The sequence below is a fragment of the Nonomuraea sp. KM88 genome (assembly GCF_052245635.1).
Taxonomy (GTDB): domain Bacteria; phylum Actinomycetota; class Actinomycetes; order Streptosporangiales; family Streptosporangiaceae; genus Nonomuraea.
This window is the reverse complement of sequence record NZ_JBQQCC010000011.1, coordinates 317,648-331,976: the sequence shown is the minus strand read 5'-3', so window position 1 is coordinate 331,976 and position 14,329 is coordinate 317,648. Positions and strand designations below refer to the sequence as shown.

Genomic DNA, 14,329 nt, shown 5'->3' with positions numbered 1-14,329 from the left:
TCCGCGCCTCATCGAGAACGAGCAACGTGCCGCTCGCCACGGCCGGCCTCCTGCTCGGCATGCTGCTGTCGGTCCTCGACCAGACGGTGGTCGCCATCGCCCTGCCCGACATCGCCGCCGACCTGGGCGGCCTGGACACGATCGGCTGGGTCGTCACGTCGTACGTGCTGGCCTCGACGGCGACCGGCGCGCTCTACGGCCGGATCAGCGACCGGTACGGCCGCCGCCCGGTCCTGCTCGTCGCCATCGCCGTCTTCGTCGCGGGCTCCGTGCTGTGTGGCCTCGCGCAGACGATGCCCCAGCTGATCGCCGCCAGGACCGTGCAGGGCGTCGGCGCCGGCGCGCTGTTCGTGTTGCCCACGACCGTGCTGTCCGAGCTCTACCCGCAGCGGCTGCGCAGCCGCGTGCAGGGCTTCACCGGCGGCGTGTTCGCCCTGGCCAGCGTGGGCGGCCCGCTCGCCGGCGGCGCGATCACCGACGCCGCGGGCTGGCGCTGGATCTTCACCGTCAACCTGCCGCTCGGCCTGCTCAGCATGGCGCTCGTCGCGTACGCGCTGCGGCTGCCCAGGGCGCGCGGGGACGGGAAGGTGGACCTGGCGGGGGCCGCGCTGATCGTGGGCGCGACGGTGAGCCTGCTGCTGGTGGCCGAGTGGGGCGGCCGCGTGCACGCGTGGGACTCCGGCGTGATCCTCGCGCTGATCGGGGCGGTGGTCGTGCTGGCGGCCCTGTTCGTGTGGCGGGAACGACGTGCCGCCGATCCGCTGCTCCCGCCGCGGTTGTTCGCCGACCGCACGCTGCGGGTCGTCCTGCCCGCCGGTGCGCTGCTCGGCGCCCTGCTCGGCGGCTCCGTCGTCTATCTGCCCACCTATCTGCAGGCGGCGCACGGCATGGGAGCCACCCAGGCGGGCCTGGCGCTCAATCCGTACGTGCTCACCTTCATGGCGGTCTCGTCGCTCGCCGGCGCCCGCATCGGCGCGAGCGGCCGGTTCAGGCCGTACCTGATCGCCGGCGCGGCGATCGCGGCGGCCGGGTTCTTCCTGCTGGGCAACCTCGGCCCCGGCGCCGGCTACGCGCTGTTCGCCGTGGAGATCGGCGTGCTGGGGCTCGCCTTCGGCCTGCTGATGCAGAACCTCGTGGTCGTCGCCCAGAACGCGGCCACCCCGGCGGACCTCGCCGCCACCACCTCCGTCACGGTGTCGGTGCGCGGCCTGGGCCTGTCGGCCGGCGTGGCCGCCGCGGGGAACCTGCTCACCCGGGAGCTCCACGACCGCGCCCCCGGCCCGGAGTCGACGGCCGCGGCGATCCCCGACGTGCTCATCTGGGGCGCGCCGGTCGCCGTCGTGCTGGTGGCGCTGATGGCCGCGCTGCCGAGGACGGTCGATCGGCCCGCGACCCCCGCATGACGGAGGCCGGCAGGCAGGCCAGGACCCGTGCCTAGCGCAGGCGTGCCAGCCAGCGGCCGTGCGCGGTCCAGCAGCCGGCGTCCGCGAAGCCGGCGGCCAGCCCGATGCGCCGGATGTCGCTGGCGGAAACGGTCGCCCAGCCGAACCACTCCCCGGCCAGCGGCCCCCGGCGCAGCCGGAGCCGGTCGACCCGGCTGCGCGTCCCGGGCGGCGCGACCTCGGCCACGATCGTGCCGCCCGGCCGGAGGAGCTGCCTGACCCTGTGCAGCAGCGCCTCGGGGTTGCCGCCGATGCCGATGTTGCCGTCGGCGAGCAACGCCGTCGCATAGCGGCCGCTGCCGGGAACGTCGTCGAAGACGTCCCGCAGCAGCGCGAAGCCTCCGGCGCGGCGGGTCAGGGCGACGGCGCGCGGTGTGATGTCGATGCCGAGCGCGCGGATCCCGCGCCGGGTCAACGCCGCCGTGAGACGCCCGGGGCCCGAGCCGACGTCCAGCGTGGGGCTGGCGCAGCGGCGGAGGAGCTCCTCGTCTCCGTCGATCGGCTCGAACCAGCGGGCGGTCTCGAGCGTGGCGCGGGTGCCGTCCACGTATTCGAGCTCGGCGCTCTCGCCCGCGAGGGCGTCGGCGTACAGTTCCCCGATCACCGGCTCAGCTCCCTCAGCGCGGCGGCGAAACAGGACGCGGGCGCTTCGGCGGCGACGGCGGCGGCGTCCGCCGCGGTGTCGACGTCGGTCAGCTCGGGCAGGTGGTGCACGGCCAGCCCGGCGCGTTCGAGCCGGTCCAGCTGGAGCTTGCCGGTCTCCGGATGCGACATGGGCACCCCGGAAAGCAGCCCGGGGTCCGGCCGCCGCAGGCCGAGCAGCCAGAAGCCGCCGTCGGCGGCCGCGCCGTACACCGCGTCGTGCCGCTCCAGCGCCTGCCCGGCCTCGCGCAGCAGGGCGGGGGTGACCTGCGGGGTGTCCATGCCGATCAGCACGACGGGGTCCGGCCGCAGCCGGTGGGCGTCGGCGAAGGCCGCCGCCAGGCGTTCGTCCAGGCCGGCGCCGCGCTGCGGGATCACCACGAACCCGGCGGGCAGCCAGCGGCCCGGCAGCCCGTCGAGGGCGAGCACGCGCTGGGTGGCCGGGACCGCGGCGACGGCGCGCACGCTGTCGCGGAGCGCGGCCGCGGCGAGGGCGGCGGCCTCGGCCGGGGTGTAGGGCGGGGTGAGGCGCGTCTTGACCCTCCCCGGCAGCGGTTCCTTGGCGATGATCACGATCTGGAACGGGTGATGGCTCAGGGTGCTCAGTCCTTCCTGGAAGCCGGCAGCAGGTGATCCCCCACAGCGAGCAGGGCGATGGCTGCGAGGACGATGACGAGGTTGACGCCGTACGACAGCGGGAGGATCGACGGGTTGTCGGCCCGACGGCCCAGCGCCAGCACGGTGGGGAGGGTGGCGAGCACCAGGGTCCCCAGGACGATCAGGGCGCCGCCGGCCGCGTAGCCGACCCGCTTCAAGTCACCTTCACTTCCTTGACCCACTTGGTCTGCAGGACGCCCGGCCGATTGGGTGCGATCAGGCGCACCGGGAACCCGTGGTCGGCGCTCAGCGTCTCCCCGTTGATCCGCAGGGCCAGCAGCGTCAGCGGATCGCTCCAGTGAGGCGGCCGGACCTCGCTGCTGCGATACCCTCCCGCCCGCTCAAGGGACTCGACGACGACGAAGGCGTCCGGGGAGGCGCCGGCGGAAAGGAGCAGGTCACGCAGCCGTACGCCGGTCCACTCGCACTCCACGCTCCAGCCCTCCACGCACGCGATCGGCAGGCGTACGGTGTGCTGCGGCAGCCGTAGCAGGTCGGCGTAGCCGAGCGACGCAGGCGTGCGGACGGCGCCCGTGACCAGCAGCCGGTAGCCGTCAGGGACGGTGGTCACGCCGGCCGCGGCGACGGTGAGCAACAGGCGTCTGCGTTCCTGGCTCTCCACGTGGGTCCACAGGTTCCGCCTGACCTTCGCCCACTCGTTGGCCACGTGGATCAGCAGCGCGCCGTAGACGACGTACGCCGTCCAGTAGTGCGCCTGCAGGAAGCCGAACGGGTACGGGTAGAGGTAGGCGATGTTCAGTGCCCCGGTGACGAGCTGGAACAACGCGCCGGCCACCAGGAGCAGCACGCACAGGCGTTCGGCGGCGTGGCCGGCGGAGCGGAACGGCGGCCACTGCCACAACTTCGGGTGGACCGCCCAGAGCTTGGCCAGCAGCAGCGGGACCGTGGCGATCCCGCCGATGACGTGCAGTCCCTGGGTGAACCGGTAGAGGTTGACCGGCCGGGAAGGCCACAGCAGCCAGGCGGGCGGGTGCTGCATGAAGTGGCTGAACAGCCCGGTGACGAACGCGACGGTGAAGCTCACGCCCAGCCAGACGCCCAGCTTGGCGGCCACCTGCTCGGAGCGCAGCCGGCTGGTGAACCTGGCGGAGATGGTGCTGGGGTTCATGGGCGTACCTCCGCGGGACGAGGCCTCCGTACGGCCCAGCCGATCAGCACGGCCAGCGCGGCGGCGGCGTAGAAGGGCGCGCCGAGGCTGTCGGGGTCGGTCGGGCCGGCGGTGTAGGCGACCGCGCCCGCCAGGGCGGCGCCCAGCCATTCCCTCCGCCCGTCCATGGCGACCAGCGCGACGACCAGCAGCGCGTACCAGGAGTATCCGGGGGTGAACAGCAGCAGGAGCGAGCCGCTGACCAGCAGCGCGCCCTGCCAGGGCCGGTCGGCGTCGCCGTACCGCAGGACGAGGAGGACGATCAGGGCGAGCAGCGCGATGGCGGCATAAGGGGCCCAGGAGTCCGGGAGGAGCAGTCGCAGGACGGCGTAGCGGTTGCCGTGGCCGGCTCCGTCGTAGCGCTCCTCCTTGAGGTAGCCCGGCAGGTATCCCAGGACGGCGGTGCCCGAGGCCAGGACATAGGGCAGGTAGGACAGCGCCACCACGAGCACGGCGGGCACCACGGTGACGAGGGCGCGCCGCCACGCCACGCCGTTCGCCAGCACGCCGGACAGGGCGCCGGGGAGTGCCGTCGCGGGCAGCAGCTTGGCCGCCACGGCCGCGCCGAGCAGCGCGCCGCGGGCGCGACCCGCGCCGACCGCGCCGAACGCCAGCACCACCAGCAGCACGCCGAGCATGTCGACGTGCGCGTTGTTCACGGCCTCGACCGGAACCGCGGGGCACCACGCCCAGCACGCCGCCCGCCGGGCGCCCGCGAGCCGGCACAGCGCCAGCAGCGCGAGCACGGCCATCACCCAGCCGCCGAGCTGGAGGACCTTGTGCCGGGAGCCCTCCGGCGACAGCCAGTGGATCAGCAGGAAGTAGCCCTGCGCCACCGGCGGGTAGATCGTGGGCTCGGCGGGGCGGTTGATCCTGGTGCAGCCGTCGCCGGGCAGGGGCCACAGGCGGGGGGCGTCGCAGGCGGGTGGGAAGAGCCAGCCGTCGCGTAAGCCGGCCAGCGCGGGGTCGGCCGGCGGGTGGTCGTAGGGGGAGATGCCCGCGGCCTGCACCCGGCCGTCCCACGCGTACCGGAAGGAGTCGGTGCTGCTGCTCGGCGGGGCCGCCAGCCCGGTCGCGGCGAGCATGATCCCGCCGGCGACGACCAGCGCGCCGAGCCGCCGCTCCGGCACCCGCCTGACCAGCCACAGTGCGACCGCGAACAGCGCCCAGGCCGCCAGGGTCCAGCCCAGGCCGGGCGGCCCGGCGACCATCCTGAGCAGGACGGCCGCCAGGCCGGCGAGGGCCCCGCAGGCGAGGAGCAGGCTTCGTCTCACAGGCCGCAGCCTCGCATTCCTGGGCCGCTCACGGACTCCGGCGGCGCCGGCTGTTCGTCCTCCGTAAGAGCCCTTACGAACCGCTTACGTCTCTTCGGCGCGGCCGGGGTCACGGGCTAGCGTCGGCGGAGTGAGAGTGATGGTCACCGGCTCGGCCGGTTTCGTCGGCGGGCACGTGGCCGAGACGCTGGAGGCGGCGGGTCACGAGGTCACCGCCCTGGACCTGCGCGACGGCGCCGACGTGCGCGACGCGGCGGTCCTGGACGCGCTGCTGCCGGGCGTCGATGTCGTCGTGCACCAGGCCGCCAAGGTGGGGCTCGGCGTGGACGTCTCCGACCTGCCCGACTACGCCTCGGTCAACGTGTACGGCACCGCCGTCCTGCTGGCCGCCATGGCCAGGCACCGGATCGGCCGCCTGGTGCTCGCCTCCTCGATGGTGATCTACGGCGAGGGCGACTACGAATGTGTCCGGCACGGCCGGGTCCGGCCGGGGCCGCGTACCGTGCAGGACCTGGAGCGGGGCCGGTTCGAGCCGACCTGCCCGCAGTGCGGCGAGCCGGTGCGCTGCGCCTCCATCGGCGAGGACGCCGCACCCGATCCGCGCAACGCCTACGCCACCAGCAAGCTCGCCCAAGAACACCTGGCCGCCAACTGGGCCAGGGAGACGGGCGGGAGCGCCGTGGCGCTCAGATACCACAACGTGTACGGCCCGCGCATGCCCCGCGACACCCCCTACGCGGGAGTGGCCGCGATCTTCCGCTCCGAGCTGGCGGCGGGCCGGGCTCCGAAGGTGTTCGAGGACGGCCGCCAGCTCCGCGACTTCGTGCACGTGCGCGACGTCGCCCGTGCGAACCTGGCGGCGGTCATGGCCCCGTCGCGGCCCGGTGCGCTGAGGGCGTACAACATCGCCAGCGGCGCCCCGCACACCGTGGGCGAGATGGCGGACGCGCTGGCCGCCGAGCAGGGCGGACCGAGCCCGGAGATCACCGGAGGCTACCGGCTGGGCGACGTCCGCCACATCGTGGCCTCTCCTGAACGGGCGGGCCTCGAGCTCGGCTTCCGTGCCGAGATCGGCTTCGACACGGGGATGAAGGAGTTCGCCCGGTCATGACGGTCGACGTGATCCTGCCCTGCCTGAACGAGGAGGCCGCGCTCGGCTGGGTCCTCGGACACATGCCCGCCGGCTATCGCCCGCTCGTGGTCGACAACGGCTCGACCGACCGCTCGGCCGAGGTCGCCCGCGAGCTCGGCGCCCACGTCGTGCACGAGCCGCGGCGCGGATTCGGCGCCGCCTGCCATGCCGGCCTGCTGGCCGCGACCGCCGACGTCGTCTGCTTCATGGACGCGGACGCCTCGCTCGACCCTCGCCAGCTCCCCTCGGTGGTGGCGCCGGTCGCCGCCGGCCACGCCGACTTGGCGCTCGGCGCCCGCCGGCCGCGCACCGTGGGGGTCTGGCCCTGGCATGCCCGGCTCGGCAACGCCGTCCTCGCCCGCATCCTGCGCCGCCGCACCGGGGCCCTGCTGCACGACCTCGGGCCGATGCGGGCCGCCGGGCGCGAGCGGCTCCTCGCGCTCGGGCTGACCGACCGCCGGTTCGGCTATCCGTGCGAGATGGTCCTGCGTGCCGCCGCCGCCGGCTGGCGGATCACCGAGACACAGGTCGACTACCTGCCCAGGTCGGGACGCTCCAAGGTGACCGGGACCGTGCGCGGCACCCTGCAGGCCGTCTCCGACATGCGGCGCGTCATGGCCGAACTCGGGTGATCGCGCGGCGCTTCAGAGCTTGCCGTCGAGGAACACGACGCGGTGGCCGGCCAACCGGGAGGTGATCCCGGCGACGAAGCCGGTGCGGAGCGGCGGCCAGCCCCAGAACCTGAAGCCCAGGTGGCCGAACGCGAAATAGTCGTCCGCCCACCTCCAGCCGGTCGGCTCCACCGCCCGGCCGCAGGACGGGCAGGGGATGACGACGTCGCGCCCCTCGTCCCAGTCGTGCACGACGTCGCGGAAGGGCTCCCACGCCTGGCGGTCGAGCGTGAAGTCGTCGTCCATGAGCTCGACCGTCGCCGAGCAGTGGGGGCAGGTCACCGCCGTCGGGTCGCCCTGCCCCGCGTCGAAGACGGTGCGGCCGACGCTGATCTCCAGGCCGCCCTGCCACGGCCCGCTCCAGCCGGAGGCGTCCACCACCTCGCCGGCGCGCGGGCCCGACGCGTGGCCGAGCTCGGCGCCGAGAACGCAGTCGGTGCGCTCGGCGGCGACCACGCCGGACGAGACCAGCCAGCTGAGAACGCCCTCCGCCAGCGCGCCCGCCTCCTCGGGCGACGCCTCGACGTCCACGATCGTCTGGAACCAATCCCCCACGTGACTTCCTTCCTGCTCGTCCTGCCAGCCGAACGACGTGAAGCCTACGGTCCTCCACCGACATCCCGCGCCCGTCAGCCGGCGACGGAAGCGCCGGAAGAGCCGGCCCGCGTGCCTTCTCCGGCGACCTCCCGGGCCTGGTGTGTGACTCCCTCGTCCGCGCGAGCGGTGAACGCGGCCTGGTGCTCGGTGACGAACTCGGCGAACGACCGGGCCCGGCGCCCGGTCACGTCGGGAACGGTGCTGGTCACGCGGTCCTCCGCGCCGTGCCGGATGTCCTCGTCGAGGGCGGCGAGCATGCCGGCGTACGCGCGGGGCAGGCCGGTGGCGGCGAACCGCTCGGCCATCTCGGCGGCCTCGACGGGCCCGTGCCGTACGGGCAGGCCCGTGACGTCGGTGATGACGGCGGCGGCGTCGGCGTAGCTCAGCGCCTGCGGGCCGGTGATCAGGTGGTCGGTGTCGTGCGGCGCGGCGTCCAGCAGCGCCCGTACGGCGACCGCGGCGATGTCGGCGGCGTCCACGAACCCCACCCGGCCGTCCCCGGTCGCGGTGACGATCTCGCCGTCCGTGCGGATGCCCTGCGCCACGGGGTGGTCGCCGGTGAAGTTCTGCATGAACCAGGAAGGACGCAGGATCGCCCACTCCGGCACCGTCGCCCGTACGACCCGGGGCAGGGCGCCGACGCCGGGCGCGTCCTCGGGCAGCGCGGACGAGCTCAGCAACACCGCCCGGCGCACCCCGGCGTCCACCGCGCCGGCCAGGAACGACCGCACCAGCGGCGCCGGGTCGAGCGAGCCGGCGGGGGCGATCAGGTAGATCCCGTCCACCCCCGCGACGGCTGGGCGGTGGGTGTCCGGATCGTTCCAGTCGAAGCGTACGTGGTCGGCGGCGGCCGGTGACCGCGTGGCGACGCGCACGTCCGCGCCCTGTTCGCCCAGCCCGGCGGCGACCCGGCGGCCGGTGGTGCCGGTGCCGCCGATGACCAGCACGTTCATGCGCCCGCGCTCCCGCCGGTGAAGGCCGCCGTCATCGCGTCGAGCCCGCCCATCGTCTCGGCCGCAGCGAGCGGGCTCCAGTAGTCGCGGCAGCGCACGATCTCGCCGTCGCGCACGGTGACGACCGTGACGTACCGCATCGTGTACGGCTTCCCGGTGGCCACCACCACCCCCGCGATCTCGAACTCCGCGACGGCGACGGCCGGATCGGCCGTCTCGTGGACCACCTGCTCGATGATCTCCTTCACGTCCAGCAGGTCGGGATATCCGCGCAGGTAGTCCTCGATGGCGGCCCTGCCGTTCAGCCGGGCGGGGTAGCCCTTCGGGGCGAACGGGAACTCGATGACGCCGTCGACGGCCCAGAGCCCGGCGTAGCCGATCATGTCTTTGGCGAGCAGGCGCCGGAGCGCTTCTGCGATGAGGTCGCGCGCGGTGGTCATGGGTCTCTCCCCGGGGTCGAACAAATGGACGGTACGGTACCGTCCCGTTCATCATAGGACGGGACGGTACCGTACCGTCCACATGTATGCTGCGGGGCATGACCGCACGTACGCGCCGCCCACCGACCGGTGCCGCCGTTCTCCAGCCGCAGATCACCACGGCGATCACCGAAGCCGTGCTGGACGAGCTGGCCGAGCGCGGTTACGGGCGGTTGTCGATGGAGGCGGTGGCCCGGCGCGCGGGCGTGGGCAAGAGCGCGCTCTACCGGCGCTGGCCGGGCAAGCAGGACATGGTGCTCGCGGTGTTGTCGGAGATGAGCGTGCCGCTGGCGGAGTTCCCGGACACCGGGTCGCTACGCGGAGATCTGATCGGGGGCCTGCACGCCATCCGCGACTGGCTGACCCACCCGCGGTTCGTCCTCATCCTGCCCGACCTGACCGCCGAGGCCGCCCGCAACCCCGACCTGGCCGAGGCGATCCAGAACGCCATCGGCACCCCGAGGCGGCTGCTCGGCGCGGCCGGTTTGCGCCGGGCCGTCGACCGCGGCGAACTCCCCGCCGACCTGGACCTCGAACTCGCTCTCGACCTGATCGCCGCCCCCATCCACTGGCGGCTCAACGTCCGCCAGGCGCCCGTGGAGCCCGGCTACCTCGAAGCCCTCGCCGACCACCTCATGCGCGCGCTGGGCGCCACCGAAAGGTGACTGCGGGCCACCCCGCCCGGCGAGCTCCCGGTGCGTACCGCCGCCGGCTGAGCTGCGGCCCACCCGGCGATCAAGGAAAGGACGTCCCTGATCGCCGGGGGAGGGGGATGGCCGCCGCGGCGTCGGGGGGATCGGCGCGCCGCACCCCGCTCGTCCCGTACGCTGCCGGTCACGCGCGGTCGGCAGGTCGGGCTCCGGCGAGGTGGCGTCGGGCGCGCGCTGAGGATCACGGCGGCCGCGGCTTCACCGGGATCCTCGGCTCTTCACGAGCGAGTCGTCAGCCCTTGCTCCAGATCGCCGCGAAGGTGTTGCCCGCGGTGTCCAGGACGACGGGCGTGTAGCCCAGGGCCTTCATCTTGGTGTTCTGCAGGGTGTAGGTCACGCGGGACAGCTGCAGGTTCTCCTTCAGGCCGGTCGTGGGGCCCTTGCTCCATACGGTGGTGTAGAGCTGGCCGGGCTCGATGGCCATGAGGACGGGGCGCAGGCCCTGCCTGGCCATCGCCAGGAGCTCCTTGCCGCGCTCCTCCACGGTCTGGCCGAGGCTCACCTTGACGGCTCCGGTGGCGGCGCCGGCGACCCAGACGGCCGCGTAGAGCGGCTTCTCGACGGTGCCGTAGACGTCGACCGAGGCGAGGCTGAGGCCGGCGCCGCTGAGCTGGGCGTTGAGCTTCTGGAAGGCGCCCTTGGTCAGGTCGACCTTGGCCTCGGCCTTGCCGGAGGGCTTCTTCTCGAAGACCGCCGCGAAAATGGCGCCAGGGCCCGAGCCGGTGCCGCTGATGATGGTGGGCACGTAGCCCAGCTTCAGCTGCTCGGTGATGCGCTTCTGCAGGTCGATGGCCGTCAGGCCCTGCAGGACGTTGACCTTGCGGGTGACGTCCTTGACCCAGAGAGACGCGTACTGGGGGTTGGCCGCGTTCGTCACGCTCAGCGCCTGCGGCACGTAGCCGCTCTTCAGCAGCTGCTTGACGCGCTTCAGCTGTGCCAGGGGGTTGAGGCCCTGGAGGGGAAGCACGTCGTCCAGCGGCAAGTTCCGCTGGACGGTCGTCGTCGCGGGCTGCGCGGCTGCAGGGGACGCAACAGCCAGCAGGGGAGCGGTGGCCGCCGCCAGAGCGGTGCTGATGGCGATGATCCTTCGGGCGCTCCGCATGATCCTCCTCGGGTAAAGGGTGTCCCTTATTTTTGGGCAGGAAGGGACCATAACAGAGGATGAGGGATATTTGACCATGTGTCATGGTGATCGTGATGCGGCTGTGTCAGATCGTTCACGACTAGAATGCGATTCGATAACGGGGTGGAAAAGCGCGGCGTCTTCGCAGGTCAGAGCATGTGTCATGAGCAAGATCATCAAGAGAATGGCACGGTCTAATTAGCAGACCTGGTGCTCCGAATTTGCCGTCTCGATCAATTCTCGATTTCTTCATAAATCGGACATTTCGGTCCCAGTGTTGTGGAGGGGCCGGCCACCTTGATCATCACCCTGTCCGAGGGGTCGCGGAATCAAGCGATCTGCTACCTGTCGCCAAGGACTCCCGGAACAATCACCACTGTGAGTCACGAACCCCAGCACATCGGCCCATACGCCATCGTTCGCCCGCTGGGGGAGGGCGGGATGGGCATCGTGTACCTCGCCCGCGATCGCGCGTCGAAGCTCGTCGCGCTCAAGACGCTCCGCCCCGGCCTGGGCGCCGACGCCGACTTCAGGCGCCGGTTCAGCAGGGAGATCGAGGCGGCGCGGAGCGTGGCACGCTTCTGTACGGCGCCGGTGCTGGACGCGGGCATCGACGGCGACGTCCCCTACCTCGTCACCGACTACGTCGAGGGCCCCGACCTGGCCGGCGAGATCAGGAAGAAGGGGCCCATGGCGGGGGCCGACCTGGAGGCGCTCGCGGTGGGCGTGGCGACCGCGCTCACCGCCATCCACCAGGCCGGCGTCGTGCACCGCGATCTCAAACCCGCCAACATCCTGCTCAGCTCCGTGGGACCGCGCGTGATCGACTTCGGCATCGCCCAGTTGGTGGAGCCGGACGCGACCCGGTCCGCGTCGATCGTGGGCACGCCCGCGTACATGTCGCCGGAGCAGGCCACCGGCGAGCAGGTCACGGCGGCCGGCGACGTGTTCGCCTGGGGCGGCGTGGTGGCGTACGCGGCCACCGGGCGGGCGCCGTTCGGCACGGGCGGTGCGCCGGAGGTGCTGTTCAGGGTGGTTCACTACGCACCCGACCTGCGCGGCATGGACGATCGGCTGCGGCCGCTGGTGGAGCAGGCGCTGGCCAAGGAGCCGGAGCGGCGGCCGACGGCCCAGCAGCTCCTCGACCGCCTGCTCGGGCGCGAGGCGATCACGGCGGCCACGGCGACGCATCTGGTGAGCGATTCCTGGTCGGCCCGCCTGCTCGACGGCCCTGACCCCTCGTCCGGGTCGCCTGGTGACCAGGATCCGTCGTCCGGGCTTTCCGGTGGCCCGGACCTTTCGTCCGGGGTGCCCGGCGTCTCGGATCCGTTGTCCGGGAGGCTCGGAGGCGCCGGCCGCTCGCCCGGCGACGCGGACCCGGCGCCGGCCCTTCGCCGGTCCGGTTCGCCATCCTCGCGCCGGTTCCGGCCCGGCTCTCCGCTGCCGTCCCTGCGGGGCTGGGACCGGTTGCCGCACAGGTGGTGGGGCCGGCCGGCGGCGGCGATCGGCGCCGTGCTGCTGGCGTCGTCGGGTACGGCAGCCGTGTTGTGGCAGACGTCGCGGACCGGCCCACCCGCGGACGACCGGGTGACCGCCACCGCCACGCCGCCGGTCACCCGCCCTCCTCGTGATCCGGACGCCCTCGCGCAACGCGACGCGTCGATGACGAACGCGTCAGGGGAGCGGGTGCCGCTCTCCCTCACGATCAGATCGCTCCACCGGTGGGGCGGCGAGATCCGCTTCGAAGGCACGCTCACGAATCTCAGCTCCACCGGCGCGAGCGCCGACTTCTCTTCCATGCTGGGCAGGCCGGCGTGGAACCTCCAGGAGATCACCCTGACGCCGTCCGGCACGACCGAGCGGCTCTCCCCTCTCATGGAAGGCGAGGTCTGCTCGTGCACGCAGTGGTGGAGCCACGCCAACGCGATCGACCCGAACGAGTCCGTCACCCTTCACGCGATCTTCCCCGACGTGCCGGGAGGGAAGGCCGAGAAGGCCGACCTCGACCTGCTGGATCTGGGCGCCTTCAAGAGCCTCCCCATCGACTAGCGCACGGCACGGCTCTGGCCTGCCTGGCCGTGCCCGGCACGGTTACCGGAGGCGGTTACCGGCGGCGCCCTCAGGCCCGGGCGTGGCCGGCGGGCTCGGGTTCGGCGGCGGCCGGGTCCTGGCGCGAGGGTGAGCGGGCGCCGAGGGTCAGCCCCACGGCCAGGCACACCAGCGGGATCGCCGGGATCACATATCGGACGTCGTAGGCGGCGAGGAAGGGCGGGGAGGCGACCAGCGCGAGCGCCGCGACCCCGGGCAGGAGCGCGTCCCACCGCCGCCGCACCACCGCCGCGACCAGGGCCCCGCCGAGGGCCAGCACGAGCAGCGGGAAGGGCACGTAACCGAACCGCTGGTACGCGCGCAGCCACCCCGCGACCGGTTCCACCACCCGGGTCGCGGCCGGCCCCGCTTCGTACGACTCGGCCACGTCGCGCACCGATTCGTTGATCGGCCGTTCCGACTCGGGGAGCTTGTAGGGGGTCTTCTCGTCCACGGCCGTGCGCTCCCAGCGCAGCAGCTGCCCGAGGTCGGTCGCCGCCGCGGCCAGATAGTCGCCGGGCTGGGCCAGGATCGCCATCCTGGCGAACTCGCCGGCGAGCTGGTTGCGGTTGGCCTTGCCCGGCACCTTGAGCAGCGGCGAGAAGTCCTCCCAGAGCCAGTGCGGCGGGTAGGGCCGCTGCTCCACCGGCATGTCGGGGCAGAGCACGGCCAGCCGCTCGGGAGGCTTGATCACGCCGCAGTCGGCGAAGCTCATGGTCCGCGACCACAGGAAGTTGCCGTCGGCCTCGGTCAGCCCGAACTTGCCCTTCTCCACCTTCATCCACGTCGCGTACGCGCCCAGCGGGATGGCGCCGGCGACCAGCAGCGCCACCAGCGGGCGCCAGCCGTACCGGCGGATCAGCAGGTAGGCGGCGACCAGGATGAGCAGCGGCAGCCCGACGGTCCTGGTGATGCCGGCCAGGCCGAGCAGCAGCCCGCCGACGGCGGCCGTGGCCGGGCTGACGCGCAGGACGATGAGCACGACCGCGGCGGTGACCAGCACGATGAAGATCGCGTCTGCCATGATCATGTGCTCGAGGAGCAGCATGAACTCGTCGTACAGCAGCGGCGTGACCAGCAGCGCGGCTCCCCAGCCGGGCAGGCCGCGCCGGCGCAGCAGCGCGTAGATCGCCACGGCGAGCCCCAGCACCAGCAGGTGCTGCAGCACCGTCACCAGGGTCAGGCTGTGCGCGGGGCGGAGCAGCGCCAGGAGCAGCGAATATCCGGACGGCCGCGTGGTGCCCGGCGCCAGCTCCTCGCTCAGGAACGCGAACGAGTCGCCGTAGAAGAGCAGTGCCGGCGGGAACCCGAGCAGGGTGAGCACGCGGAGCCCGATCGCGGGCAGCATGGCGATGACCAGTGCGCGATGAGCCAACATGAATCCGCTTCCTCG

15 protein-coding genes are annotated in these 14,329 nt (G+C 73.0%); 5 read left to right on the top strand and 10 right to left on the bottom strand.

The window, feature by feature from the left end:
• Positions 1-26 precede the first annotated feature (26 nt).
• Positions 27-1,403, top strand: a complete 1,377-nt coding sequence (locus tag ACTWPV_RS30710; RefSeq protein ID WP_443154446.1) for a DHA2 family efflux MFS transporter permease subunit — start codon at positions 27-29, stop codon at positions 1,401-1,403.
• 31 nt (positions 1,404-1,434) lie between these two features.
• Here ACTWPV_RS30710 and ACTWPV_RS30705 read toward each other — a convergent pair whose 3' ends face one another.
• The 5 genes from ACTWPV_RS30705 to ACTWPV_RS30685 are packed head-to-tail and all read right to left on the bottom strand — an operon-like array spanning position 1,435 to position 5,183.
• Positions 1,435-2,046, bottom strand: a complete 612-nt coding sequence (locus ACTWPV_RS30705) for a class I SAM-dependent methyltransferase (RefSeq protein WP_347645891.1) — start codon at positions 2,044-2,046, stop codon at positions 1,435-1,437.
• Positions 2,043-2,657: a TIGR04282 family arsenosugar biosynthesis glycosyltransferase gene (locus ACTWPV_RS30700; RefSeq protein WP_443154445.1), complete on the bottom strand. Its 615-nt coding sequence runs from the start codon at positions 2,655-2,657 to the stop codon at positions 2,043-2,045. The genes ACTWPV_RS30705 and ACTWPV_RS30700 overlap by 4 nt, the downstream gene beginning before the upstream one ends.
• 29 nt (positions 2,658-2,686) lie before the next feature.
• Positions 2,687-2,899, bottom strand: a complete 213-nt coding sequence (locus ACTWPV_RS30695) for a hypothetical protein (RefSeq protein WP_443154444.1) — start codon at positions 2,897-2,899, stop codon at positions 2,687-2,689.
• The gene (locus ACTWPV_RS30690) at positions 2,896-3,870 is read right to left on the bottom strand and encodes a molybdopterin-dependent oxidoreductase (protein ID WP_443154443.1); all 975 of its coding nucleotides are present in this window, start codon (positions 3,868-3,870) and stop codon (positions 2,896-2,898) included. Before ACTWPV_RS30690 ends, ACTWPV_RS30695 begins: the two co-directional genes overlap by 4 nt.
• Complete coding sequence (locus ACTWPV_RS30685; RefSeq protein ID WP_443154442.1) at positions 3,867-5,183, bottom strand: glycosyltransferase 87 family protein; 1,317 nt, start codon at positions 5,181-5,183, stop codon at positions 3,867-3,869. Before ACTWPV_RS30685 ends, ACTWPV_RS30690 begins: the two co-directional genes overlap by 4 nt.
• A gap of 139 nt (positions 5,184-5,322) precedes the next feature.
• Here ACTWPV_RS30685 and ACTWPV_RS30680 point away from each other — a divergent pair, with 139 nt between their 5' ends.
• Both ACTWPV_RS30680 and ACTWPV_RS30675 read left to right on the top strand, forming a co-directional pair.
• On the top strand, positions 5,323-6,294 hold the full coding sequence (locus tag ACTWPV_RS30680; RefSeq protein WP_443154488.1) for an NAD-dependent epimerase/dehydratase family protein: 972 nt from the start codon (positions 5,323-5,325) through the stop codon (positions 6,292-6,294).
• A complete protein-coding gene (locus ACTWPV_RS30675) occupies positions 6,291-6,947 on the top strand; it encodes a glycosyltransferase family 2 protein (protein WP_443154441.1) in 657 nt (218 codons plus the stop codon). Before ACTWPV_RS30680 ends, ACTWPV_RS30675 begins: the two co-directional genes overlap by 4 nt.
• A gap of 12 nt (positions 6,948-6,959) precedes the next feature.
• Here the strand turns inward: ACTWPV_RS30675 and ACTWPV_RS30670 are convergent, their stop codons facing one another.
• The 3 genes from ACTWPV_RS30670 to ACTWPV_RS30660 form a co-directional block, all read right to left on the bottom strand.
• On the bottom strand, positions 6,960-7,541 hold the full coding sequence (locus ACTWPV_RS30670; RefSeq protein WP_347645897.1) for a hypothetical protein: 582 nt from the start codon (positions 7,539-7,541) through the stop codon (positions 6,960-6,962).
• Between the two features lie 74 nt (positions 7,542-7,615).
• Positions 7,616-8,536, bottom strand: a complete 921-nt coding sequence (locus tag ACTWPV_RS30665) for an NAD(P)H-binding protein (RefSeq protein WP_443154440.1) — start codon at positions 8,534-8,536, stop codon at positions 7,616-7,618.
• Positions 8,533-8,976: a nuclear transport factor 2 family protein gene (locus ACTWPV_RS30660; protein ID WP_443154439.1), complete on the bottom strand. Its 444-nt coding sequence runs from the start codon at positions 8,974-8,976 to the stop codon at positions 8,533-8,535. The genes ACTWPV_RS30665 and ACTWPV_RS30660 overlap by 4 nt, the downstream gene beginning before the upstream one ends.
• A 98-nt stretch (positions 8,977-9,074) precedes the next feature.
• Here ACTWPV_RS30660 and ACTWPV_RS30655 point away from each other — a divergent pair, with 98 nt between their 5' ends.
• Entirely contained in the window at positions 9,075-9,680 is a 606-nt protein-coding gene (locus ACTWPV_RS30655) for a TetR/AcrR family transcriptional regulator (protein ID WP_443154438.1), read from the top strand.
• A gap of 277 nt (positions 9,681-9,957) precedes the next feature.
• On the opposite strand, the gene ACTWPV_RS30650 is transcribed toward ACTWPV_RS30655, so the two are convergent.
• Complete coding sequence (locus ACTWPV_RS30650; protein WP_347645901.1) at positions 9,958-10,827, bottom strand: hypothetical protein; 870 nt, start codon at positions 10,825-10,827, stop codon at positions 9,958-9,960.
• Between the two features lie 399 nt (positions 10,828-11,226).
• Between ACTWPV_RS30650 and ACTWPV_RS30645 the strand changes: the two genes are divergently transcribed.
• Positions 11,227-12,897, top strand: coding sequence for a serine/threonine-protein kinase (locus tag ACTWPV_RS30645; protein WP_443154437.1), 1,671 nt, complete (start codon positions 11,227-11,229; stop codon positions 12,895-12,897).
• 70 nt (positions 12,898-12,967) lie between these two features.
• Here ACTWPV_RS30645 and ACTWPV_RS30640 read toward each other — a convergent pair whose 3' ends face one another.
• Positions 12,968-14,314: a hypothetical protein gene (locus ACTWPV_RS30640; protein ID WP_443154436.1), complete on the bottom strand. Its 1,347-nt coding sequence runs from the start codon at positions 14,312-14,314 to the stop codon at positions 12,968-12,970.
• Positions 14,315-14,329 lie beyond the last annotated feature (15 nt).

Excerpts from the sequence above, each read along its gene's own strand:
- ACTWPV_RS30690 (WP_443154443.1), bottom strand. The coding sequence starts at position 3,870 with ATGAACCCCAGCACCATCTCCGCCAGGTTCACCAGCCGGCTGCGCTCC.
- ACTWPV_RS30680 (WP_443154488.1), top strand. The coding sequence starts at position 5,323 with ATGGTCACCGGCTCGGCCGGTTTCGTCGGCGGGCACGTGGCCGAGACG.
- ACTWPV_RS30675 (WP_443154441.1), top strand. The coding sequence starts at position 6,291 with ATGACGGTCGACGTGATCCTGCCCTGCCTGAACGAGGAGGCCGCGCTC.
- ACTWPV_RS30665 (WP_443154440.1), bottom strand. The coding sequence starts at position 8,536 with ATGAACGTGCTGGTCATCGGCGGCACCGGCACCACCGGCCGCCGGGTC.
- ACTWPV_RS30660 (WP_443154439.1), bottom strand. The coding sequence starts at position 8,976 with ATGACCACCGCGCGCGACCTCATCGCAGAAGCGCTCCGGCGCCTGCTC.
- ACTWPV_RS30655 (WP_443154438.1), top strand. The coding sequence starts at position 9,075 with ATGACCGCACGTACGCGCCGCCCACCGACCGGTGCCGCCGTTCTCCAG.
- ACTWPV_RS30650 (WP_347645901.1), bottom strand. The coding sequence starts at position 10,827 with ATGCGGAGCGCCCGAAGGATCATCGCCATCAGCACCGCTCTGGCGGCG.
- ACTWPV_RS30640 (WP_443154436.1), bottom strand. The coding sequence starts at position 14,314 with ATGTTGGCTCATCGCGCACTGGTCATCGCCATGCTGCCCGCGATCGGG.